This is a genomic window from Chryseobacterium sp. CBSDS_008 (assembly GCF_049959325.1).
GTDB lineage: Bacteria > Bacteroidota > Bacteroidia > Flavobacteriales > Weeksellaceae > Chryseobacterium.
Genome location: NZ_CP188202.1, coordinates 1,244,436 through 1,266,921 on the forward strand (window position 1 = coordinate 1,244,436; position 22,486 = coordinate 1,266,921).

Consider the following 22,486-nt stretch of genomic DNA (forward strand, 5'->3'; position numbering starts at 1 on the left):
AGTGTCTTATTTACATATATTTGTACAAACTAATACCATCTATATATTTTAAAACACTAAAAGGTTGAAAATAAAACAATTCAAATTGTATTATTATGTTCCCTTACTTTAAGATAATTTCGAACATGAAACAACTAAGGTAGAAACACAACCGAGTAACTGACCATTAGATTTTTCTAATGGTTTTGTTTTTTCTTAATGGTAAATTTCCGTACATCAATTGATTATTACAGACTTTTATAGGTATGGTCCAGCAGAAAAGAAACAGCTTTTTTTATTTTATTTCTTCCTGTAGCTGTATTAACGTCTATTCCGCAGAAAATACTGCCATTCATTGCGGCATACATGTTCAGATAATAAAACCCGGACACGAGGATGGCCATTATAGAACGAACATGTTCAGCGTTATCTTTAAAATGGGAATCCATCAGCAGCTTAAAAATATATTCGCCGTTTTCTTCCTGGGTATCCGTCAGTTTTTTTAATGATTTTCGGGGCTCAGACAGGCGCCATAAAAGTAATTTCTGAGCTTCTTTGTTTTGATAGACGTAATCAAATTGTGACAGGAGCATTTCTTCTATAAAAGATTTTCCTCCGTCATCTGATTGGGGCTTTATTTTTTCAACTTCTTCTATGGTTATTTTACTCCAGTAGTCCTGTGAGCGGATATATTCATCCATCAAACCGTCTATTCCGCCAAAATAAGCATAGATCATTTTCTTATCCACTCCGGCTGCTGCAGCGATATTATTCACTTTCAATGCTGTATACCCCTTTGTTCTCAATATTTTCCCTACTGCCTCCAAAAATTTTTTCTTACTGCGTTCTTTGTTCCGAATACTTCCTGCTACTGACTTTCTTTCCATAACAAACTTTCAATCATGCAAGATTATGTATTTTTTTTCATATTAGACACTTTTTAGTGTCTAAATGTGTATATTTGCAAAAACTAATAACCATTTTTACATAACAGACGATCAAGTTGTGAGATTGTGAAAGAGATCAGATTGTACCGTTAGTTCCCTCAGTTTACATGTTTTAACATTCAAAACTGAGGTAAAGCATTACTCAAGCAGCATCATTATCAGTATAATGGTGCTGTTTTCATTAATAAAACTATTGTTTTGGTTGCAATATTTTATTGAAAAATGCCTGTACAAAAGGATTTATTTTATATTCCGTTTACTTAATAAATTTTTTTTCATTTTTTTTTCATTTTAGACACTTCATAGTGTCTTATTTTGTATATTTGCTTCAAACTAATAACCATTTTATATACAACACTATGTGGCTGGAAAAATTAAAAATTTCGAACAAAAGCAACTAAGGTAAAAACACTAAATGCAACAGTATCATTAATTCTCTGATGATACTGTTTTTAAATTTAAAGTTTTGATTTTTGATGTGATGTACAGAAATATATACCGGTTCGGTATAGAATAGTTGATATGAAGAGAGACTGTCCTTGGACAGTCTCTTATATTTTAGAGATAGAAGTAATATTATCCCTTTGCTTTCTGGTCTGTAAAGAGCTGAAATCCGTCCTTTTTTTCAATAAGCTGTAATGGATATAATGAAGGGTTATATTCCCCGTTCAGCACTTCATTCAATGCGTGCTTTTTGGATTCACCAAACGCAATAAGCAGAATATTTTCAGCCTTATTGATAATGGGGGCTGTCAAAGTAATTCTGAACATTTCCTGGGGTTTCAGATAATAGGCTGATACCCATTTTTCTTTCTCTTCCAAAACAGGTTCGCCCGGAAACAGAGATGCTGTATGGCCATCATCGCCCATTCCTAAAAGGATAAAATCAAAAACCCCTTCATTCCCGAGAGCAGTCCTGATCTGCTGTTCATAGGTTTTTGCATAGTCTTCAGGAGTTATTCCTTCAGCATACATGGGAAAAATATGGCTTTTGTCAACAGGAACCATATTCAGCAGGGCTTCCTCGGTCATCCGGAAATTACTCTTATCATCGTTTAAAGGAACCCAACGCTCATCAACCCAGAAAAAGTAAACTTTATTCCACTCCACCTGTTCTTTATATTCCGGCGTTGCCAATAGTTTGAAAACAGCTTTGGGAGATGAGCCTCCACTTAATGCCACTACAAAACGGCCGTTTTCCAGAATAGATTTTTTAGAAAGGTCAACAAATGTATCTGCAGCCTTTGTGTACAGTTTTTCCAGATCGTCAAATACTGTAATATTCATTTTTGTCTGTTTAAATTTATATTGTTTATACCCAGCTATGCCCTTGTCTTTCAACCAAAGCATTACAGTCTTCAGGTCCCCAGCTTCCGGCTTTATAATTCGGGAAAGATAAGTCTTTGTTATTTTCCCAGGCTTCCTGTATGGTGGTAACAACATCCCACGCCTCTTCTACCTGATCGGAACGCATAAATAAAGTCAGATCTCCTAAAAGAGCATCCTGCAGCAATGTTTCATAAGCTTCCGGCGTATCTTCCTGGCAGGCAAAATTATCAAAAATCATTTCTGCGGGTTTCAAATCTAATGTCAGTCCGGGTTTTTTGGTCATAAACTGTAATCTGATATCCATCATCGGCTGAATATTTATGATCAGTCTGTTAGCTGATAAAAGGTGCGGACTGTCTGAGAATGTGGAGTGAGGAAGCGGTTTAAACTGAATTGTAATATAAGAATGCTTTTCTTTCATTTTCTTTCCGGTACGCACATAGAAAGGTACGTCCTTCCATCTTTCATTATCCAGGTAAAATTTTATAGCGGCGAAAGTTTCTGTATTAGAATCCCCTGCAATCCCGCTTTCCTGGCGGTAGCCTTTCACTTCAATTCCGTTTATTGTGCTTTTTGCATATTGGCCTCTTACTGCATAATGATCTACCTGATCCGGAGATATTCTGCGGATTGATTTCAGTACATCAACTTTACGATCTCTGATCTCACCCGACTGCAAAGAAGCCGGCGGTTCCATAGCCACCATACACAGGATCTGCAACAGGTGATTCTGAATCATATCCCTTAATGCTCCTGTCTGTTCATAGAAAGCACCCCTTGTCTCTACTCCTACTTCTTCAGCTACTGTAATCTGTACCGATTCTATATATTTATGATCCCATAAAGGTTCAAAAATTGAATTTCCAAATCTGAATGCCAATATATTCTGCACTGTTTCTTTTCCCAGATAGTGATCGATACGATAAATCTGTTCTTCTTCAAACGTTTTTGCCAGAAGGCTGTTCAGTTCAATAGCAGACTGCTTATTGTGGCCAAAAGGTTTCTCAATGATGATCCTGTCTTTTTTCGGATCAGAAGCGAGAGATGTGGTTTTAATATGATTGGATATTGTAGAAATAAAATTAGGCCCGATTGACAGGTAAAATAATCGGTTTGCTCTCATCCCGTAAACGGAATCAAGATCCTGGAGTTTTTGCTGTAGATTCTGATAAGAGCTTTCTTCATCCAGCTGATGCTGAAAGTAAGTGATGTGAGCCTGAAAACCCGCCCAGTCTTCAGAGGTTACTTTTTTCCTGGAGAAACTATCAAGGTTTTCTTTGACATAATTTCTAAAAAGTTCATCGGTATTTTCTGCCCTTCCCAATGCTACAATATTGAAGCCTTTGGGCATTCTCCCATCGATATACAAGTTATAAAAAGCCGGAAAAAGTTTTCTTTTTGCCAGATCGCCTGTAGCACCAAAAATTACAATAGTTGTTGGCTGCAAGACTTTATTTTGATTCATTTTTCCGAATTTTAATTGTTTGCACTCTGCCATGACGTGTGGAAAACACCCTCCCTGTCAATACGCTGGTAAGTATGAGCTCCGAAATAATCACGCTGAGCCTGGATGAGATTCACTGGAAGAGATTCTGTTGTATAGGCATCAAAATATCCCAGGGCAGTTTGGATTCCTAAACTGGAAATTCCATTTGTAGCAGCATATCCTGCTGTTTTTCTTAAAGATTTGATTTTTGATTTTACAAGTTCTGAAATATCATGATCCAGTAAAATATTAGAAAGATTAGGATTTTGAGTATATGCGGAATAGAATTTTTCCAGCAATACAGAACGGATGATACATCCTCCTCTCCAGATCTTCACAACATCTTTCAGTGGAATTTCAAAGCCATATTCTTCAGAAGCTTTTACCAGCAGGGATAAACCTTGTGCATAGCTGATCAATGTAGAAAGGAAAAGAGCATCACCTACTTCCTTAATGAACAATTCTGTATCTTCCGGCTTTGTAATTTCTTGTCCGGAGTATATATCAGAAGCCTGAACCCTCTCTTCTTTATATGCTGATAAAATTCTTGAAGTTACCGCAATATCAATGGTAGGAATAGAAACCCCTATCTCCATAGCCTGCTCGGAAGTCCATTTCCCGGTTCCTTTTGCTCCTGCTTTATCTAAAATCTGATCAACAAGATAGCGGTCTGTCAACGAATCTTTTTGGGTGAAAATGTCTCTGGTAATTTCAATAAGGAATGAGTTCATTTCACCGTTATTCCACTCTTTGAAAACCTGGTACAGCTGATCATTATTTAAACCTGCCCCTCTTTTCAGGAGGTCATACGCTTCGCTGATAAGCTGCATAATTGCATATTCAATACCGTTGTGAACCATTTTCACATAGTTGCCGGCAGATCCTTTACCCATATAGGCTGTACATGCTTCGTCATCAACTTTTGCTGCAATGGCTTCAAGCATAGGTTTCAGAAGTTTAAATGCTTCAGGATCACCTCCCGGCATTATACTGGGACCTGTTCTGGCTCCTTTTTCTCCTCCTGATACTCCCATTCCCATAAAATGCAGTTTTTTTGATGCCAGGTCAGCAACACGCCTGTTGGTATCTTCAAAATAAGAATTTCCTGCATCAATTACGATATCGCCTGCGCTCAGAAGCGGGGTAATATTTTCCAGTACGGCATCTACAGGTTTTCCTGCCGGAACCATAAGAATAATTTTTCTTGGAACTTCCAAAGCAGATACGAAATCTTCCAAAGAATCTGTTCCTTTTACTTTCATTTCTGAAACAGCTCCGCCTTCTAATCCTTTAACTTTTTCCTGATCAAGGTCAAATCCTGCGATTGAAAAACCGTTGTCAGCGATATTATAAAGCAGATTCCTCCCCATTACTCCAAGGCCAACCATTCCATAACTATATCTTTCCATTATATTGGTATTAATATGAATTTTGTTATACAGACATTAAAATTACGCAAATGCCTATAATGAAAAAAATAAAAGGAAAGAAAAAGTTCCCAACACGTTCTTTTTGGCCTCATTGTTAAGCTACTAATATTCACATTTTCATATGTTTTTGAATCTATAGAATAAAATTCAATCATTAATATGGGAATGATCTATTAAAACAGTCTGTTTTTTGGCATAATTAAACTTATATTTGCCAAAATTTATAAAGTAATGAACTATAAACTTGAACTCAACACTCAGGAGCCTAATTCTAAAATCGTTTTTAATAACATCATATTTGATTCGTTCAAGATTAATATAGTTGAAAGATATATCGGGTCAATGAAGGCTCGTCCTACATTGTGTGAAGTTTTATTTAAAGTAAGAACTTTAGATGATGTAATTATCAACAGAAAAGATGGCCATGTAAGAGTAAAAGTAAAAGGGGATGATTTTGAAACCTATCAGAAATTATCCAGAGACCTGAACTCTTACGAATACAAAAACAAACTGATTAACAGAAAAGAGGTAGAACAGAATTATGTTCATTTCATCCTGAGTTTAGTGATTACAAACTATCAGCTTAGTTAAGCTGTTTTTTGAGTATTCTCCTTCTGATTTTTGCTGAGGGAGAATTCTCAGAAAAACGACATACAAAACCTGCAGTTTTCTCATTCAAAACTGTAAATTATATGACGCAGAAGAATATTTGTTTCTCAGCACTTTCGGCCTGGAAACATTTAAAGAGTATAGTTTAAATCAAATTATTCGTTATTACGCAGGATATTGCTTCAATTATATTTTTTCACTCCAATTCTTTCAACCAGCTTGCTCCTGTGAAACTTTACCATACTTGGTGAGACAAACAGCTGTTCTGCAATTTCTTCTATTTTTAGTCCCTGAAGGTATAATCGCATAATTTCGATTTTCCTTATTTTTAAGGCGACTTTACCTTCTTCTGTCCATTTTCCGGTAAAGAGATTATATTTCCAGAAAGATGCTGAGGTATTGGATATAATCCGGATATTTCCGGCATCAAGATTGAGCGGATAAGCCCCTACACAAACCACTTTAGCGATCTCTCCGTCAACACGAAGTTCTATAGGTGTAATTTTATGATTGGATATCTATCTGTTTTTTTAAAATAAATTAAATAAAATTTGTTTTTATGACCAATCGGTCATATATTTGCATCATTATTTCATTATATCATGGCAAAAGGTGAAGAAACCAGACAGTTCATTATAGAAAAAGCGGCTCCTATTTTTAACACAAAAGGGATCGCAGCTACTTCTATGAGTGATATTATGGAGGCTACGAAGTTGTCTAAAGGCAGTATGTATGTTCACTTTGAAAATAAGGAAGTGCTTGCCTGCGCTGCTGTTGAGCATAATATGAAAATGCTGAATGATAAACTTCAAAAAACGTTAAGCAAATTCAAAACTTCTAAGGAGCAGTTATTCGCATACATTGATTTTTTTAGTGATCCCAATCATCCGCCGGTAACTGGAGGCTGCCCTTTATTAAATTTTGGAACCGAAGCTGACGATACCAATCCTATTGTAAAAGAAAAAGTTAACCACGCCATTAAACAGAGCGAAAAATTGCTTGCCGATATTATAAAGAACGGAATTGCCCATAAGGAATTTAGATCAGACTGGAATCCGGCAGACTTTGCAACGGTTCTCTTTGCAATGCTTGAAGGAGGACACTTAATGTCACGAATGTCTGGCAATAATGCTAAAATGGAAGTCATTGGCAATAGCCTGAAAAAAATTATAATGAAAAATAGTGTATAATTTTTTTATCAAAAAAATGACCGATCGGTCAAATGTGTAAATATCAAAACATAGCTTTAAAAAGCTTAATCATATAACAATTAAATAAACAAAACAATGTCAAAAACAGTTTTAATTACAGGGGCATCAAAAGGTTTCGGAAAAACATGGGCCGAAGCTTTTTTAGCAAAAGGATACAAAGTAGCGGCAACAGCCAGAAATGTAGAAACACTTAATGATTTAAAAGATAAATATGGAGATTCCATGTTGCCTTTAACCCTGGACGTTGACAAACGGGAAGAATCATTAGCTGTGGTTCAGAAAGTGCAGCAGCATTTTGGCAGTATTGATATCCTGATCAATAATGCCGGCTATGCATTAACCGGTGCCGTGGAAGAAACAAATGAACAGGAAGCCAGAGCCCAGTTTGACACAAATTTCTTTGGAACTTTATGGCTTACACAGGCCGTACTCCCAATAATGAGAGATCAGAAAAGCGGCCATATCATCCAGGTTTCTTCTATTTTAGGATTAGCAACTTTACCAACCATGGGGCTTTACAATGCTTCCAAATTTGCTGTTGAAGGATTAAGTGAAACGCTGGCTACAGAAGTTAAAGAATTTGGAATTTCATGTGACGCTGGTAGAACCTAACGGCTATGCTTCTAATATCTGGCATACAGGAATCAACACCCAAAGTAATCCCGTGTATGATGGAGTCAGAAAAGCATTTTCAGCATCCGAAACCTCATTTGGAAATGTAGAAGCTACTGCCCCGGCACTTATAAAGCTGGCAGAAACTAAAAATCCTCCGTTGCGTTTACTGCTTGGGAAAGTGGCTCTTCCCTTTGTAAAGCATAACTACGAACAGCGATTAAAAGTTTGGGAAGAATGGAATGAGGTATCTGTAGAAGCGCATGGATAATCTTCTAACAAAATGTACTCACAAAATAAGCTCCGTTTATACACAACGGAGCTTATTTTTTTGTTCTTCTGAATAAATAGCCGGAATCTTTTTCAATATCATTTTTCATATTCACCTCCTGTAATGTCTGTTTCGCTGTGAAATATGACTACCTGAACAAACTTCCCATTTCTCTGGCGCTTTTCAGGACATAATTTTGTTCTATCAAAAAGAAAAACAGATTTAAAATCTAATACAACAAAACAATGAAAACAACAATTTCAACCATCCTGTTAGCAGCAACTTTTATGGTAAGTACACCTGCTATTTTTAAAGCTCAGAGTAATGAAGCTGCTGCTCTATCATCAAAAACCGATACCAGTATCCGGCCTTTTCACATCAGTATCCCGCAATCTCAGCTGGATGATCTTAAAAAACGCATCTCAGAAACCCGCTTCCCAGATAAAGAGACGGTGAAAGATGCTTCCCAGGGAATTCAGCTTGAACAGTTAAAAGAACTCATTACGTATTGGGGCAATGGATATGACTGGAGAAAAGCAGAAAATAAACTGAACGCTCTACCCCAATTTGTGACCAAAATTGATGGTCTTGATATTCAGTTTATCCATGTACGTTCAAAAGAGTCCAATGCATTGCCTGTAATCCTTACCCATGGCTGGCCGGGTTCTCCACTGGAGTTTATCAATGCAATTGGCCCTCTGACTGATCCTGTAAAATATGGAGGGAAAGCAAGTGATGCATTTGACGTGATCATACCCGCTATTCCGGGATATGGTTTTTCAGAAATCCCTACTGAAGTGGGCTGGAATCCCGACCGCGTTGCCCGCGCCTGGGATGTACTGATGAAAAGACTTGGTTATAAAAAGTATGTTTCTGAAGGCGGTGACCACGGTTCAGTAATCTCTGATGCATTGGCCAAGCAGGCTCCTTCAGGGCTGCTGGGAATACACCTTACGATGCCGGCAACTATTCCTGCTGATCTTGTAAAACCTATCAATGCCGGTGATCCTGCTCCATCAGGACTTTCTGCTTCAGAAACAAAAGCTTACAATGCAATGAGTACTTTCTTTGGGAGAAATGCGGCGTATGGAGGAATGATGGTAACACGTCCACAGACGACAGGGTATCTGCTTTCTGATTCTCCAGGTGCCTTAGCGGCTTTTCTTTACGAGAAAATCGCGGAATGGAGCGAAAGTGATCTTCATCCTGAAAATGTAATTGGCCGTGATGCAATTCTGGATGACATTACACTATACTGGCTTACCAATACAGCGCGTCATCTTCACGTTTCTATTGGGAAAATAATAAAAATAATTTCAGTGCTGAAGCGCAGAAAACAAGAGACATTAAGGTTCCTGTAGCTATTTCGGTATTTCCTCACGAGATCTATCAGGCTCCCGAAAGCTGGTCAAAGCTTGCCTATCCTACTCTATATTATTATCATAAAGCTTCAAAAGGCGGACATTTCGCAGCCTGGGAACAGCCACAGGTATTTACGGAAGAGCTTAGGGCGGCATTCAAAGATGTAAGAAAAAAACTTTAACAACAGTATCAATAAATTTAAATAATAAAAATATGGAATTAAATACCATTCAGGAAGTAGAAAACACAGCAGTAGTTAATATCAGTAAAGTGCTGTATTCCGGTCATGTTATTGTAACAGGAGGCCGTAACGGAGAAGCAAAAAGCAGTGACGGAAAGCTGGACATTGAACTGAGCGCTCCCGGAACAAAAGGAAACGGAACGAATCCGGAACAGCTATTAGCAGCCGGATGGTCGGCCTGTTTTATTGGGGCCATGCATTTAGCAGCCGCTAAAACTGGGATTACTCTCCCTTCAGATCTTTCTGTTAATACCACAGTAGATCTGGCGACCAATGATGACGGTTTTTTTCTGCAGGCTCATTTGCAGGTCCTTCTACCAGGTCTTCCGGTAGATGAAGCCAGAAAAGTTGTGGAAACAGCTCATGCAACATGTCCTTATTCAAAAGCGACACGTGGAAATATCAATGTAAAGATTGATGTAGTGGTGTAATTTTCAAGATGCTTATAACATTTTGATTCAAAAACTTCCCTGCCAAAAGACAGGGAAGTTTTTTATTTTTATAGAAAATCTATCTGTTTTCAGACCGTTAAATCCTGAACTGATTTTTCATTATTATCAATTTCCAAAATTCACAAAATGAGGAATATCCGTTGCAAAGCTGTTCATTGGTAAAAGGTTATTCCTGTTGCTGTTAAAATCAAAAACCGAGTTATTGTCAAAAGGAACACGCGGATAATACATGAAAGAAATCTGAATCCTGTTGAAAACCAGATAGGGATTATTAATTAACACTCCTATTCCGATTTTTGTATTTGCCTTTGTTTTAAGTAGTTTATCATCAGGCATTCCCAGCCAGCCCACAGCTGTAGTTAAATAAGGACTGAAATGGAAATTCTTCCAGGTTTTATTAATAAACAACTGGAGCTGATACCTTAAAACCAGTTTTTTAGTTCCGATATAATCTGAGTTGTAAACGGGAAATTCGTCTGCGGAAGAAAGGTTTATTCTATCCTTATAAGAGTAATTGTGCTGTGGATTTCCCAGCGCTAACGTGGGAGAGAAAAAATGTCTTGCCTTGGCAAACTTCCAATCCATAAGATGGGTAAAATACGTTCCGTCAAAGCGGAAAGATTCCCTGTTCTGGCTGTCTTCATTAAAGAATCTTCCAAACTGGGCTTTCACTGTGAAATATCCCAGCTTTGTAAAGCTGCCATACGATGCGGAAATTCCTACATATGGGTTCACTTTTTTATTTCTTGACAAACCTCCTGCGGTAATATTCACAGAATTCCCATAAGCAACATCTTCCGGCAAATCATATTGAAAAATATTCCTCTGAACCGAAAAATTTCTGCGAATGAGTCCAACAGACATCAGAAAACTGTTGTAAGAGCTGAAATATTGATACTGATCGATTCCGGGACTGTCTTTGTACTGATAATTCTGGAACCTTCCTATTATTGCAATATTGCTGGATACTTTTTCGCTTGCATCTGATGAAACGGGAATCTGATAACCACCCCATAAATCCTGGTTATACACTTTAATTTGAACTTCCGGAAAAGTGGTATCCGCTGTTTCCGTAGGAAGTAAAACCTTACGCATAAAATATTCAAATGTAAAACCGCCTGCCCACTTCGTCAAAGGTGAGAAAAAGTCTCTCCTTACATTGAAACTGATTCTTTCATTTCTCAAAAAATCACGTTCTCCAAGAAGCTGGGCACTGATATAAGTACCAAAAAGGTTATAAGTGGTGTAGCTTCCCATCATATAATCCTGTTTTTCTTTGGAATCATTTCTGTACAGGAAATCAAATGTATGACCTAACCCCAGGACATTTTCTTCAGTAACGCCCAAGCCGAGCTTACTCCCGGAATAGCTGATTCTCGGCTTCAGGCTCCAGGAATCAAGGATTTTTACGACCACATCTATAGAATCCTTGCCGGAAGTACTGTCGGAAACACTGATATTCACTCTGTTTATAAAAGGCATTGTTCTGAGCAGACGTTCAGATTCATAGAGTTTCTGGGCGTTGTATTGTTCACCTTCCTCAAAAAGCAAATAATTATTGATGGTAGATTTTCTGGTACTGGCGTGAAGATGATCTGCCAGCCAATCATACCATCTGCCAATTTCTTTACTGTCTTTGGAGCCATATCCGAAAGGATCTATAGTTTCTATCCTGATATTTCTGATATACTTTTTGTTATAGGCCTCCTGCGAAAGTTTTTCCGTTCTGGACTTAACAGAAGTTGAATCCGGCTCCCTGCGGAATATAAAACGGTGAATGAATTTGGTAACCTTTCTTTGGTCAGAAAATTTTTCTATTTTGTAGTATAATGAGTCTTTCTTTTCCTGTGCATTTAAGAAGAAAAGACCACTTAAAAAGAAAATCAGAGTTACAGTCAATCTAGTCATTAGTCATCACAATTCAAATTCAGTTTGTAGTATCAATTTATACGCCAATAGGCTTACAATATAGAAAAATTTCTATCTACAGCTTAAAAACGAATATACCACCGCAGTCCGTTCTTTTTTCCCACCACAGACATATCCTATTGTGCTTTGACCTGCATTTTCAATCGTTGATGCAGAGTGGCGGTGGTTTTCAATAGTACTTCTTTACAGGCCAAGAAATAGTTTTAAATTTAAAAAAACAACTACTTTTTTTTCAACATTAAATTCAAATGGTGGAATAGCAATATTCCGCTCATTCAAAAGTGTAATTAAAAATTTCAATGCTTTATATAATTCTATACAACAGATTGTATACCCCGGCTTTTAAAGCTGATGGCAGCTCTTAACAATACTACCGCTAAAGTAATGTTGTGTATTTTTATTCCCATACTCAGGTTTATTTTTTTTCATTCACTTACCTGTAATTCACCTTTCGTTTTAGGGCATAATTTATTCAATTGTGTCCTATACTATTTACTGGAAAATTTATATAGTATTATTTAAAATATTTTGCAAAGCAAATACGTTATTTCACTAGATAGAGAGGAGATAACTCTTCTTTTTCTCTGGATGAAGTCAACTTGGAATTCAGGTTAAAATGTCCGGGCGCTAACATCAAATAATAATTAACACGGAAAAAGCCAGATAATATTGATAAATCCAAAAATAATATTGCGTAAAAACAGATTGCCGATCCTGTCCTTTTTGATCTAATTCAGGGGAGTTCGTAAATGACATTATCCTTTTAGCAATTATTAATTTTCACTACATTTATAATAATTACAACAACACAAATGCTACAATTACCTTTAATTTCCACTAATATTCCTGCTATCTGTATGGATACAATTCTTTTAGCCAGCAAACAGCTTCTGTATGTGTGGTACAGATAACGGGCTCCACAAAACAGTGAAGATATCGTTAAGATATGTAGTTTCAATTAAAATAAAAACACAAAAAGATGACTAAAAAAATTATTATCGCAGACGATCATTTTGTAATACGGTTAGGAACAATTCTGATTTTAGAATCCCACTACAAAGAGATAAAGGTTTCCTGTGCGGGATCCTACCCGGAACTCACAGAAAAGTTGCATGCTGAACAATTCGATTTGCTGATTATGGATGTCAATATGCCGGAAAGCAACTATGTAAGCATGATTGGTGAGTTAAAAAAGATACAGCCCGATCTTAAGATTTTAATATTCTCTGTATGTGACAATGATATCGCTGTACAGTATATCGTTGAAGGTGCTGACGGCTTTATCAGTAAACTATCAGATGAAAACAATATCCTGGAAGCAGTCCGGCAGATCTTTGAAAAAGGGACTTATTATTCTCCGGATATTGTAAAAAAACTGGTTTCTTCTGCCAAAAAAAATAATGCTACCAATCCATTTGAAACATTATCAAAAAGAGAAAGGGAAATATTTGACCTTCTGGTAAAAGGTTATGGCAACATTGAAATATCAAATGAATTAAACCTTCATTTATCGACGGTGAGTACTTATAAATCAAGAATGTTCAAAAAACTGAATATTAAAAATACGGTTGATCTTATCAGATTAGGAGATAAAAACCAGACAGACAAATATAAATAGTAATAAAAAAACGGAATAAATATTCCGTTTTTTTATTCATCTGTATTCTATCAGAATCGCAAAATCCTTTATTACAGGTTATTAATGTTTTTTTGACTTAGTCTTTTGTAATTGTTGGGTTAAATTGAGTAAAGTAGTTATTTGTTTTTTTTGCATATCAATTTGTTTTTGCTGTTCTATAACATGTAAATACAATTCTTCTATTTTTTCCAGGGTTTGAGTAGACAATTTGGTAATATCAAAAGAATATCCATCCTCTGTTTTTTCCAGTTCCTTGATGGAAGTTACTCCAGGCAGGTGTTTGTTCTGTTTAATAAATTTCTCTGTGTCATAGATACTGGCGAATTTATAATTTGAATTAATACTTGATGTACCGGTGAAATACTGGTCAAAGACATAGTCAGGGTAGGTAGCTGAAGCCGTTTTAATACTACCGTTTACATTTAATTTTTCTGAACCAAAAGCGGGTTCTGTATTATAGCCTACTGCCAGATTATTCATTGCCGTAATATTCCCTGCTGGTGAAATCCGCATCTGCACCTGCCCTAAAGCATCTCCTGCCATTGTTGTGGTAAAATCAATACCCGTTGGAGCATGGGTACTGCTGGTTCCTAAGAAAAGGGATGAACTTTTTCCGGTAGCAACAATCTGTGCCGCCGAATCGGTATCACAATAGATAAATAAGGAATAATTCCCCCCATTGGAAAACCCCATTGAAGACCTTAATCCAGTACCGGAATCCTGAACGATACCAAGGCCGGTACTATTACTAAATGTTGTATTCTGTTGGTTCATAAATCTTAATTCCATCCCATTTTGAGCAACAATTCTGGTACTGGTAAGGGTACCATCTGCATTATAAATATTATTATAATTACTGATTAGCTTCTGCCATAACGTACCGTCAAAATAGTAATACCCAATGCTGTTGACATTAACTCTGGATCCCGTATTATCACCGGCAGATATATCGGTAATATATATCAAAGCTCCTTTTTGATTAGTACCATAAAGCGTATCTCCTTTAGCAGAAAGCTGTGCGCGTGTAAGTCTCGGCGCCTGGATTCCGTCAATATCGGTATTTCCCAGTTTTCCACTGACGTCCAATGTGGAATTAGGGGTTGTAGTATCAATCCCAACTCCTGCTGTCTGAGCAAAAATACCCGTAGAGGAAACCAATAGGACTGCTGTTAATAAAGTTGTTAAATTTTTTTTCATTATCTTAATTTTAGTGTTTAAATTTTTTAAAATGAAAAATACCGGATGAGCAAATAAATGACTCTTATGTCCCGATCTGTGCATTATCAGCACAAAGCAGAGAAATATTCCTTTACTAAAATTGAAATAAAAAAAATGAGTTTTTTGTTTAAGAATAAATAAAATGGAGCATTAAAATCTTACAGAGGCAACCTGATATCAATATATTCTGGGGAACCTTACCATTACTTTTTGAGACTAATGTGATTTTATTATTCTTTTTATTTGCATTTCATCATTGACTTATTAAGTCTTCTATTTTTCAAATATTAAACTGATCATTTGTTAGTACAAATTTAAAATTCGAAACGTAAAAACTTAATTTACCCATGTAAAAACAAATTGCCTCATATGTAGTATTATGTCTCAATTATGTAGTTTAAAAATTACACATTGTATAGTGAAATATAAGTAGCCTATATTATAAAAATCCTCCTGATCATATGGACAGGAGGATTTCAGGGAACATTTTTTCAATCAACAAAGTATATTGATGGATTTGTCTTTTTTTGATTTGATTTTACTCTTCTGCATTCTTTTGAGAATTAAGAAGGGGTTCCTATATCCTGAATAAGCCGGGAAACGGAATTTCATTATTTATAACGATCAGTTTTGTGCCGATCATTATTTCTTCCGGAAGATTGATTTTTGCTTCCGTGAACTTTTCCCAGTTTCTCATAAAACTTATGAAGCTCATCAAGCTCATCTTCAGTGAGGTCTTCAATATCAACAATCCGGTTATTTGCATTCTGATGACTCGCAACAAGTTCATTAAGCTTAATCTGAATCGCCTTCGAATCCTTATTCTGTGCTTTCTGAATCAGGAACACCATAAGAAAGGTGATAATAGTGGTTCCGGTATTGATTACCATCTGCCAAACTTCTGAAAATTTAAATATAGGTCCTGTAGCTGCCCATGCAACCACCATTAAACTTGCGCCAACAAATGCTCCGGCACTTCCTGTAAAACATACAGCCCAGTCCGAAAACCGGTCAAAAAGGTTCTTTTTCATAATTAGGGGGATTTTGTGCAAAACAATCTTTAAAACCGAACTGTAAAAGAAATATAATGCTGCCTGGTAAATAATTCTCTAATGTAGGAAGAATTCAGGCATTTTTTTATGAGCCGGATCATAAGGTCAACTACTCCCTGATAATCTCCAAAACCGGATGGCCTTAAAATTGCACATATGAATGTTAATCACAAAATCTATTATTATGGCAACCAAAACCACTACAAAAAAGACCACTACAAAAAAAGCAACCCCTGTAAAAAAATCAGCTAAAACTCCTGCTAAAAAGGGTGCAGCAAAAGAGCTGAAAGACTTATTTGAAGATTCACTGAAAGATATTTACTGGGCTGAAAAAGCACTTGTTAAAGCATTGCCTAAAATGCATAAAAATGCTACCGACAAAAAACTTAAGACGGCTATAGAAAACCATTTAATGGAAACGGAAATTCATGTAAAAAGACTGGAGGAATGCTTTAAATCATTAAAGAAAAGACCGCAGGCCAAAAAATGTGATGCGATGCAGGGATTACTGGATGAGGGCAAAAGTATTATGGAAGAAACAGAAGCAGGATCTGTCAGAGATGCAGGCATCATTGCGGCAGCCCAAAAAGTAGAACATTATGAAATTGCCACTTATGGAACACTGGCCGCCTATGCTAAGGTTTTAAAAGAAAATGTATGCCTTAAAAATTTTCTGGCTACTCTCGGAGAAGAAAAAAAATGTGATGCACTTTTAAGTAAAGTTGCTGATACCAGACTTAATACAAAGGCTGTATAAATAAATATCACATAAAACAGATGCGTTAAACAATCTGTTTTATGTGAGAATTTTCAGCATTATGGTACTTGTGCAGATTATCGGGACTTTGACATGGAGTCTACCTCTATAATTGCATCTGCAAATGCTTTTGGAGCTTCCTGTGGTAAATTATGTCCAATTCCACCTGTAAGTGTGTGATGGGCATATTTTCCTGTATATCTTGAGGCATAGCTTTCCGGTGCCGGGAATGCTGCTCCGTTTGCATCCCCTTCCAAGGTAACGGTTGGAACTGTAATGTTAGGAGATTTTGCCAGCCTGGACTCAAGCTCATCATATTGCTTTTCCCCTTGAACCAATCCCAGACGCCAGCGGTAATTATGGATCACGATATCAACATGATCCGGATTATTAAATGCACCGGCAGAGCGTTCATAAGTCTGATCATCAAAAGTCCATTTTGGCGAAGCAGTCTTCCAGATTAATTTATTAAATGCCATTGTATTGGCTTTATAGCCCTTATATCCTCTTTCTGTTGAAAAGTAATACTGATACCACCATAAAAGCTCAGCATTGGGTGGCAGAGGCTTTTCATTTGCCTTTGGACTTCCTATTAAATACCCGCTTACAGCAACAAGCCCGGAGCAGCGTTCAGGCCACAATGCTGCCATGATATCAGCAGTTCTCGCTCCCCAGTCAAAACCACCAATGACTGCTTTATCTATTTTCAAAGCGTCCATAAAAGCAATAATATCCAATGCAACAGCACTCTGCTGACCGTTACGTTTTGTATTTGGAGATACAAATGTGGTGGTACCGTAACCTCTTAAATAAGGCACCAAAACACGGTAGCCTTTTTCAGCAAGTATAGCAGAGGACTCTTCAAAGCTATGAATATCATAGGGCCACCCATGAAGAAGGATAACAGGTTTTCCATTTTCGGGTCCAACTTCTGCATAGCCTACATCCAGCAGCCCGGCCCTGATTTTCTTTGTATTCTGAAAAGCTGATCTGACAGTTGTGTTTTCCAGTTTTTTTTCAACTGAAGTATTAGTCTGTGCTTTCAGAGACAATAATCCCATCCCCATAAAAATGACCAGGGATAATACTTTTTTACTTAAATTCAATGTAGTATTCATAATAGTGATCTTTTGTTATGGTAAAATTATAGTAAAATAAAGCTAGAAATAAGGGCAAATACTTTGAAGAGGTCATATTGAACGGTAAAGTCTGAATTCCGGGCGTTAAACCGGACAGCAATTAATCTTATTGTCTGAAAGAGATAGCAGGAATTAAAACGATTATATGTTCAGCTCCACAGCTTTTTTAGCTTTTCGGAACTTTTCCAACATAAAAAACACGTAACACAATAAAAATCAATTGTTTAACCAAATATCAAACAGATTATCTCATCAATATAGGCTTGTGAAGTATAAAATACAGGTATTTTCCTTCCAAATAGCTATAATTTGATTAAATTTACGTCAATAAGGTCTGTTGTTCAGACCTCTTAAAAACGTTTCAGAAAAAATCAGTATGAATAAGAAAAGTGCCACAATATATGATATTTCCAATAAGCTCAACGTAAGTGTGGCAACTGTTTCGAGAGCATTGAATGACCACCCGAGAATAAGTGTAGCAACCAAAGAACTGGTCCGTAAAACGGCTAAGGAAATGAACTATAAACAGAATAACCTTGCTAAAGCCTTGAAAAGCGGTGAAACCAAAAATGTCGGGATTATAGTTCCTTACATCAACACTAATTTCTTTTCTTCCGTCATTCGGGGAATTGAGGAAGAACTGTCTCCATTAGGGTATCATGTTATTATCTGCCAGAGCCATGAAGATGTCAATATTGAAAAGAGACAGCTTAATACATTGCTGAATGCTCAGGTAGATGGTATTTTCATGTCTGTTTCCAAAACAACAACAGATATCAGTCATATCCAAAGTATTATAGATACTTCGAATACACCGGTTATCTTTTTTGACCGTAAAAAAGATATTTCAGGGATCAGCACGGTGACTATTGATGATTATCGCGGCGGGTATATGGCTACAGAACATCTGATTAAAGAAGGCTATAAGAATATATGCCATTTTGCAGGTGACCTTAATCTTGAAATTTACCAGAACCGTCTTAACGGATATAAACAAGCCCTTACCGATCACAATCTTCCTGTAAAAGAAGACAATATTATTTTTACAGGCAGCTCTATTGATGAAGGAACGGAAGCTATTAAAAAGCTTTGGGGTAAAAAGTCGGTTCCTGATGCCATATTCTCTTCCAGTGATTTTGCTGCGCTGGGCGCCTGTCAGGAATTGAAGAAACGAAATATCAAAATCCCTCAGGAAGTCGCTATTATCGGTTTTTCTAATGAACCTTTTACTCAATTTATGGAGCTTCCGATCAGTTCTGTTGATCAGACTCCTGTATTGATGGGAAAAATGGCAGGGCAGGTATTTTTAGAAAGTGTAAAAGAAAACGGTTCCGGAGTTTCTATTGAGAAAAAGGTGGTGCTTACACCGCAGCTTTATATCAGGAAATCATCGAAGAGAAAATAAGGGGAAGAATCTAAAATATATTCTCACTTTATAGGTTTTGGCTTAAGCCAATTATGATGTATCTTTTTATTAAACGGGCTAAAGCCCATTCCTATTGAATGAGGTTATGGTTCTTTATTACAAATTTTAACAATGATGGGAAGATCTCATTTTTAGAAAAAGAAAATGCTTCCTATTCATGTAGAAAGCATTTTCATCCCTAATTAATATTTATACTTAAAAACATTTTTATAAACTTACGCCTCTTCTCCAGGGGATAAAATCATTTTGATTTAAAATAGCTGCCTTTGTTTTTATTTCTCCACTGGCTACTTTGATGATGTATTCCAGCAGTTCTTCTGCTTTTTCATCAATGGTCTTTTCTCCGGTGATTACATCTCCGGTATTGAAGTCGATAATATCGGGCATTCTTTCCGAAAGTGAAGTATTGGAAGATATTTTCACTACCGGAACTACAGGATTTCCCGTAGGAGTTCCAAGGCCTGTTGTAAATAGCACGATATTGGAACCCGAACCTGCTAAAGCCGTTGTACATTCTACATCATTTCCGGGAGTACACAGTAAATTTAATCCCGGTTTCTTAATGTATTCCGTAAAATCAAGAACATCATTAATGGGAGAAGAACCTCCTTTTTTAGCCGCTCCTGCAGATTTCATGGCATCAGTGATCAACCCGTCTTTAATATTCCCCGGTGACGGATTCATGTCAAAACCGGATCCTGCAGCAACGACTGATTCTTCGAAGTCTTTCATCAACTGCAAAAACCTTTCTGCATCTTTTTCATTAACACAGCGGTTGACCAGCTCCTGCTCCACTCCACACAATTCCGGAAATTCTGAAAGAATAGTTGTCCCACCAATTGCCGCCATTACATCTGACAACTGTCCTAAAACAGGATTGGCAGAAATTCCTGAAAAACCGTCTGACCCGCCGCATTCCAGACCTAATACCAGTTTGGAGACAGGCGCCGGCTTTCTTTGAATCTCATTGGCTTTTTTGATCGCTTCATAAGAATCTCTGATAATTCCACTCAGCATTTCATCTACCGTTCCGGATTTTTGCTGTTCATAAACGATGATCGGTTTTTTATTGTCGGGGCTGATCTTTTCCAAAGCATCTTTGAAAATCTGAATCTGCAGATTCTGACATCCCAGGCTCAGAACAGTTGCTCCGGCTACATTAGGATTATTGACATATCCTGCCAGTAAACGCCCCAGCGCTTCGGCATCCTGACGAATTCCGCCACAGCCGCCCTGATGGGTAATGAACTTAACATCAATATTTTTAAAAACTCTTTCATTCTGATCTTCTTCAGCAATGGTTTCCGGATCTGAATTATTGATCAGCGATCTCAGCAACAGCTGATGTTTTGTTACTTTTTCGAATAAGAGTTCTTTTTCAAAAACATCTTTTAAAATCTCTACATTTCTGTTTTCACAAAAAACCAAAGGAAAAAACAGCCATACATTTTCCGTTCCTACCTGTCCGTCTTCTCTGTGATATCCCATGAATGTTCTGCCTTTCCATGCTTCTACATTCGGAGCTGTCCACGCAGTTGTTTCTGTTTTACCTTCTACTTTTGCGCTTTGATGTTTTACGTTTTCAGTAGTAATGACTTCACCTTTTTGAATAGGCTGGCTGGCTTTCCCCACCAAAACACCATACATCATAACAGGATCCCCAGCTGAAAGATTTTCTGTAGCAAACTTATGTTTGGCTTTTGTATCTTTTATAATTTCGTAAGTAATAGTATCCAAAGTAACCGTTTCCCCCTGCAACAGATCAACCAGAGCTACGGCGACATTATCTTTGTGATTTACTTTCAGTACTTTCTTTTGCATGATTTTTAAGAATAAAATTGAACAAAATTATGGTAAGCAGTTTCTATATCGTGATGATCTATTTCCCACAAAGCTTTTGCTACTGCTTCTTTCAAACCTTCAATCTCTGTCAGATCTGTATCCCAGAAAGAAGTTTCACTTAATGCAAGTTCTGACACTTTTGTATAATCATTTGTTAACCAGATTTCTCTAAACCGGTCCACAATCATCTGTTCATCATTCAGTGGAAGCGGTTTATCCTCAAAGTTTCCCTGATAGAACCTGATGAGACCCGCTAAAGAAAATGTTAAATGGAGCGGCAGTTTTTGATTGGTTTCAATATATTTCAATAAACTCGGCAGTACCCTCACTTTAAATTTAGACACAAAATATAAAGCAATACTTGCCAGATGGTGTTTGATAAAAGGATTTCTAAACCTGTCGAAAACTTCTTCAGCAAAATCTTTTAATTCATTTTCATCCAGTCCTAACGTCGGGTTAACTTCATTGAAAACGGCCTCTTTTAAAAACTTCCCGATAAACGGGTTATCAATAGAATCTTTTACTGTTTCTTTTCCTGATAAAATGGCCGGAGCCAGCATCAGAGTATGTCCGCCGTTCAGGATTCTTACTTTTCTGAGGCGGTAAGGCTGAATATCATCTACAACCAGAATCTGCTCATTAATTTGATCAAAAGGTATTCTTTCTTTTAAATTCTTAACATCCTGGATAACAAAAAGTAAAAACACTTCAGAAACCACCATCATCCGGTCTTCATATCCCAGCTGCTCTTCATATATTTCTATATCATCTTTAGGATATCCCGGAACAATTCTGTCTACCAACGTATTATGGAAATAATTAGACTGTTCAATCCATTGCACAAAACGATCTTCTAAATTCCAAAGCCGGGCATATTGAAGAATGATATCTTTTAAAGCGAAAGCATTGTCTTCAATCAGTTCGCAGGGAATGATTCTTAACCCTTTTTCCGGTGCTCCGTTGAAATGTTTAAATCTTTCGTATAATAAAACCGTTACTTTCGCTGGAAAATTTTTATGAGGTCCGGCATATTGATCTTCGGTTTCATCATAAGCAATCCCCGTTTCTGTGGTATTGGAAAAGATAAATTCCAGTTCTTCTTCTTTTGCTAAAGCAAGAAATTCATCATACTGCGTATAAGGATTAATTGATTTTTGAATGGAAGAAATCACTTGTTTTTCATCAATAATTTCACCTTTTTTTATTCCTCTTGTAAAAAGGGTGTACAGGTTATCCTGTTCTTCCAGTTTGTGAACAGAACCACCCGGTGTGGGCTGAACATTTACAATTCCCGCATTGAAACCTGTTTTTTTATTTAATTCATCAATGATATAATCTGTAAATCCTCTCATGAAATTTCCTCCGCCAAACTGTACGATTTTAATTGGAAGCTTTTCCCGGAATCCATTGAGTTCACGATTTAGTTTTTGTTTTATCTGATTTTCCATTTTTAATCCTGATATTTTTTGAATTTTAGCGCAAGACTTGTAAGCTTGCATTTAATTTCGTTCGCAAGGTGTTTACACAGCTAAAGAGTATGATTTCACCTTTCTTT

At 36.8% G+C, this 22,486-nt stretch carries 20 protein-coding genes; 9 read left to right on the forward strand and 11 right to left on the reverse strand.

Going from position 1 to position 22,486, the window contains the following annotated elements; translation table 11 throughout:
* Positions 1-227 precede the first annotated feature (227 nt).
* From ACP3T3_RS05530 to gndA, 4 genes are all read right to left on the reverse strand, one after another.
* Complete coding sequence (locus ACP3T3_RS05530; RefSeq protein ID WP_426478915.1) at positions 228-866, reverse strand: TetR/AcrR family transcriptional regulator; 639 nt, start codon at positions 864-866, stop codon at positions 228-230.
* Positions 867-1,502: 636 nt separating this feature from the next.
* On the reverse strand, positions 1,503-2,213 hold the full coding sequence (pgl, locus tag ACP3T3_RS05535; protein ID WP_426478916.1) for a 6-phosphogluconolactonase: 711 nt from the start codon (positions 2,211-2,213) through the stop codon (positions 1,503-1,505).
* 25 nt (positions 2,214-2,238) lie between these two features.
* Positions 2,239-3,720 (reverse strand): glucose-6-phosphate dehydrogenase, encoded by a 1,482-nt coding sequence (gene zwf / locus ACP3T3_RS05540; protein WP_426478917.1) that lies wholly within the window; start codon positions 3,718-3,720, stop codon positions 2,239-2,241.
* An 11-nt stretch (positions 3,721-3,731) separates the two neighbouring features.
* Complete coding sequence (gndA, locus tag ACP3T3_RS05545; protein WP_426478918.1) at positions 3,732-5,150, reverse strand: NADP-dependent phosphogluconate dehydrogenase; 1,419 nt, start codon at positions 5,148-5,150, stop codon at positions 3,732-3,734.
* A gap of 252 nt (positions 5,151-5,402) precedes the next feature.
* On the opposite strand from gndA, the gene ACP3T3_RS05550 reads away from it, so the two are divergent.
* Entirely contained in the window at positions 5,403-5,762 is a 360-nt protein-coding gene (locus ACP3T3_RS05550; RefSeq protein ID WP_426478919.1) for a prevent-host-death protein, read from the forward strand.
* 200 nt (positions 5,763-5,962) lie between these two features.
* Here ACP3T3_RS05550 and ACP3T3_RS05555 read toward each other — a convergent pair whose 3' ends face one another.
* The gene (locus ACP3T3_RS05555) at positions 5,963-6,241 is read right to left on the reverse strand and encodes a response regulator transcription factor (protein ID WP_426478920.1); all 279 of its coding nucleotides are present in this window, start codon (positions 6,239-6,241) and stop codon (positions 5,963-5,965) included.
* A 141-nt stretch (positions 6,242-6,382) separates the two neighbouring features.
* Here ACP3T3_RS05555 and ACP3T3_RS05560 point away from each other — a divergent pair, with 141 nt between their 5' ends.
* The 5 genes from ACP3T3_RS05560 to ACP3T3_RS05580 all read left to right on the forward strand — a co-directional run bounded on the left by ACP3T3_RS05560 (position 6,383) and on the right by ACP3T3_RS05580 (position 9,908).
* Complete coding sequence (locus ACP3T3_RS05560) at positions 6,383-6,970, forward strand: TetR/AcrR family transcriptional regulator (RefSeq protein ID WP_426478921.1); 588 nt, start codon at positions 6,383-6,385, stop codon at positions 6,968-6,970.
* Between the two features lie 96 nt (positions 6,971-7,066).
* Positions 7,067-7,603, forward strand: coding sequence for an SDR family NAD(P)-dependent oxidoreductase (locus ACP3T3_RS05565; protein ID WP_426478922.1), 537 nt, complete (start codon positions 7,067-7,069; stop codon positions 7,601-7,603).
* On the forward strand, positions 7,584-7,874 hold the full coding sequence (locus ACP3T3_RS05570; RefSeq protein ID WP_426478923.1) for a hypothetical protein: 291 nt from the start codon (positions 7,584-7,586) through the stop codon (positions 7,872-7,874). The genes ACP3T3_RS05565 and ACP3T3_RS05570 overlap by 20 nt, the downstream gene beginning before the upstream one ends.
* A gap of 245 nt (positions 7,875-8,119) precedes the next feature.
* Entirely contained in the window at positions 8,120-9,235 is a 1,116-nt protein-coding gene (locus ACP3T3_RS05575) for an epoxide hydrolase family protein (protein WP_426478924.1), read from the forward strand.
* 214 nt (positions 9,236-9,449) lie between these two features.
* On the forward strand, positions 9,450-9,908 hold the full coding sequence (locus ACP3T3_RS05580; RefSeq protein ID WP_426478925.1) for an organic hydroperoxide resistance protein: 459 nt from the start codon (positions 9,450-9,452) through the stop codon (positions 9,906-9,908).
* Between the two features lie 126 nt (positions 9,909-10,034).
* Here ACP3T3_RS05580 and ACP3T3_RS05585 read toward each other — a convergent pair whose 3' ends face one another.
* Positions 10,035-11,837 (reverse strand): hypothetical protein, encoded by a 1,803-nt coding sequence (locus tag ACP3T3_RS05585; RefSeq protein WP_426478926.1) that lies wholly within the window; start codon positions 11,835-11,837, stop codon positions 10,035-10,037.
* 1,000 nt (positions 11,838-12,837) lie between these two features.
* Here ACP3T3_RS05585 and ACP3T3_RS05590 point away from each other — a divergent pair.
* Entirely contained in the window at positions 12,838-13,476 is a 639-nt protein-coding gene (locus ACP3T3_RS05590; RefSeq protein WP_426478927.1) for a response regulator, read from the forward strand.
* Positions 13,477-13,557: 81 nt separating this feature from the next.
* Here ACP3T3_RS05590 and ACP3T3_RS05595 read toward each other — a convergent pair whose 3' ends face one another.
* Together ACP3T3_RS05595 and ACP3T3_RS05600 are read right to left on the reverse strand one after the other, a co-directional pair.
* Positions 13,558-14,694: a hypothetical protein gene (locus ACP3T3_RS05595; RefSeq protein ID WP_426478928.1), complete on the reverse strand. Its 1,137-nt coding sequence runs from the start codon at positions 14,692-14,694 to the stop codon at positions 13,558-13,560.
* A gap of 632 nt (positions 14,695-15,326) precedes the next feature.
* Complete coding sequence (locus ACP3T3_RS05600; RefSeq protein WP_426478929.1) at positions 15,327-15,746, reverse strand: low affinity iron permease family protein; 420 nt, start codon at positions 15,744-15,746, stop codon at positions 15,327-15,329.
* Between the two features lie 205 nt (positions 15,747-15,951).
* Here ACP3T3_RS05600 and ACP3T3_RS05605 point away from each other — a divergent pair, with 205 nt between their 5' ends.
* The gene (locus tag ACP3T3_RS05605; protein ID WP_426478930.1) at positions 15,952-16,524 is read left to right on the forward strand and encodes a ferritin-like domain-containing protein; all 573 of its coding nucleotides are present in this window, start codon (positions 15,952-15,954) and stop codon (positions 16,522-16,524) included.
* Positions 16,525-16,601: 77 nt separating this feature from the next.
* On the opposite strand, the gene ACP3T3_RS05610 is transcribed toward ACP3T3_RS05605, so the two are convergent.
* The gene (locus ACP3T3_RS05610) at positions 16,602-17,642 is read right to left on the reverse strand and encodes an alpha/beta fold hydrolase (protein WP_426478931.1); all 1,041 of its coding nucleotides are present in this window, start codon (positions 17,640-17,642) and stop codon (positions 16,602-16,604) included.
* A 397-nt stretch (positions 17,643-18,039) separates the two neighbouring features.
* Here ACP3T3_RS05610 and ACP3T3_RS05615 point away from each other — a divergent pair, with 397 nt between their 5' ends.
* Positions 18,040-19,068 (forward strand): LacI family DNA-binding transcriptional regulator, encoded by a 1,029-nt coding sequence (locus ACP3T3_RS05615; protein WP_426478932.1) that lies wholly within the window; start codon positions 18,040-18,042, stop codon positions 19,066-19,068.
* Between the two features lie 228 nt (positions 19,069-19,296).
* On the opposite strand, the gene ACP3T3_RS05620 is transcribed toward ACP3T3_RS05615, so the two are convergent.
* The gene (locus tag ACP3T3_RS05620) at positions 19,297-20,910 is read right to left on the reverse strand and encodes a UxaA family hydrolase (protein ID WP_426478933.1); all 1,614 of its coding nucleotides are present in this window, start codon (positions 20,908-20,910) and stop codon (positions 19,297-19,299) included.
* A gap of 5 nt (positions 20,911-20,915) precedes the next feature.
* A complete protein-coding gene (locus tag ACP3T3_RS05625) occupies positions 20,916-22,379 on the reverse strand; it encodes a tagaturonate reductase (RefSeq protein WP_426478934.1) in 1,464 nt (487 codons plus the stop codon).
* Positions 22,380-22,486 lie beyond the last annotated feature (107 nt).

Bases quoted from the DNA above. Each gene is read 5' to 3' on its own strand.
- ACP3T3_RS05530 (WP_426478915.1), bottom strand. From the start codon at position 866: ATGGAAAGAAAGTCAGTAGCAGGAAGTATTCGGAACAAAGAACGCAGT.
- pgl (WP_426478916.1), bottom strand. From the start codon at position 2,213: ATGAATATTACAGTATTTGACGATCTGGAAAAACTGTACACAAAGGCT.
- zwf (WP_426478917.1), bottom strand. From the start codon at position 3,720: ATGAATCAAAATAAAGTCTTGCAGCCAACAACTATTGTAATTTTTGGT.
- gndA (WP_426478918.1), bottom strand. From the start codon at position 5,150: ATGGAAAGATATAGTTATGGAATGGTTGGCCTTGGAGTAATGGGGAGG.
- ACP3T3_RS05550 (WP_426478919.1), top strand. From the start codon at position 5,403: ATGAACTATAAACTTGAACTCAACACTCAGGAGCCTAATTCTAAAATC.
- ACP3T3_RS05560 (WP_426478921.1), top strand. From the start codon at position 6,383: ATGGCAAAAGGTGAAGAAACCAGACAGTTCATTATAGAAAAAGCGGCT.
- ACP3T3_RS05565 (WP_426478922.1), top strand. From the start codon at position 7,067: ATGTCAAAAACAGTTTTAATTACAGGGGCATCAAAAGGTTTCGGAAAA.
- ACP3T3_RS05575 (WP_426478924.1), top strand. From the start codon at position 8,120: ATGAAAACAACAATTTCAACCATCCTGTTAGCAGCAACTTTTATGGTA.
- ACP3T3_RS05580 (WP_426478925.1), top strand. From the start codon at position 9,450: ATGGAATTAAATACCATTCAGGAAGTAGAAAACACAGCAGTAGTTAAT.
- ACP3T3_RS05585 (WP_426478926.1), bottom strand. From the start codon at position 11,837: ATGACTAGATTGACTGTAACTCTGATTTTCTTTTTAAGTGGTCTTTTC.
- ACP3T3_RS05590 (WP_426478927.1), top strand. From the start codon at position 12,838: ATGACTAAAAAAATTATTATCGCAGACGATCATTTTGTAATACGGTTA.
- ACP3T3_RS05595 (WP_426478928.1), bottom strand. From the start codon at position 14,694: ATGAAAAAAAATTTAACAACTTTATTAACAGCAGTCCTATTGGTTTCC.
- ACP3T3_RS05600 (WP_426478929.1), bottom strand. From the start codon at position 15,746: ATGAAAAAGAACCTTTTTGACCGGTTTTCGGACTGGGCTGTATGTTTT.
- ACP3T3_RS05605 (WP_426478930.1), top strand. From the start codon at position 15,952: ATGGCAACCAAAACCACTACAAAAAAGACCACTACAAAAAAAGCAACC.
- ACP3T3_RS05610 (WP_426478931.1), bottom strand. From the start codon at position 17,642: ATGAATACTACATTGAATTTAAGTAAAAAAGTATTATCCCTGGTCATT.
- ACP3T3_RS05615 (WP_426478932.1), top strand. From the start codon at position 18,040: ATGAATAAGAAAAGTGCCACAATATATGATATTTCCAATAAGCTCAAC.
- ACP3T3_RS05620 (WP_426478933.1), bottom strand. From the start codon at position 20,910: ATGCAAAAGAAAGTACTGAAAGTAAATCACAAAGATAATGTCGCCGTA.
- ACP3T3_RS05625 (WP_426478934.1), bottom strand. From the start codon at position 22,379: ATGGAAAATCAGATAAAACAAAAACTAAATCGTGAACTCAATGGATTC.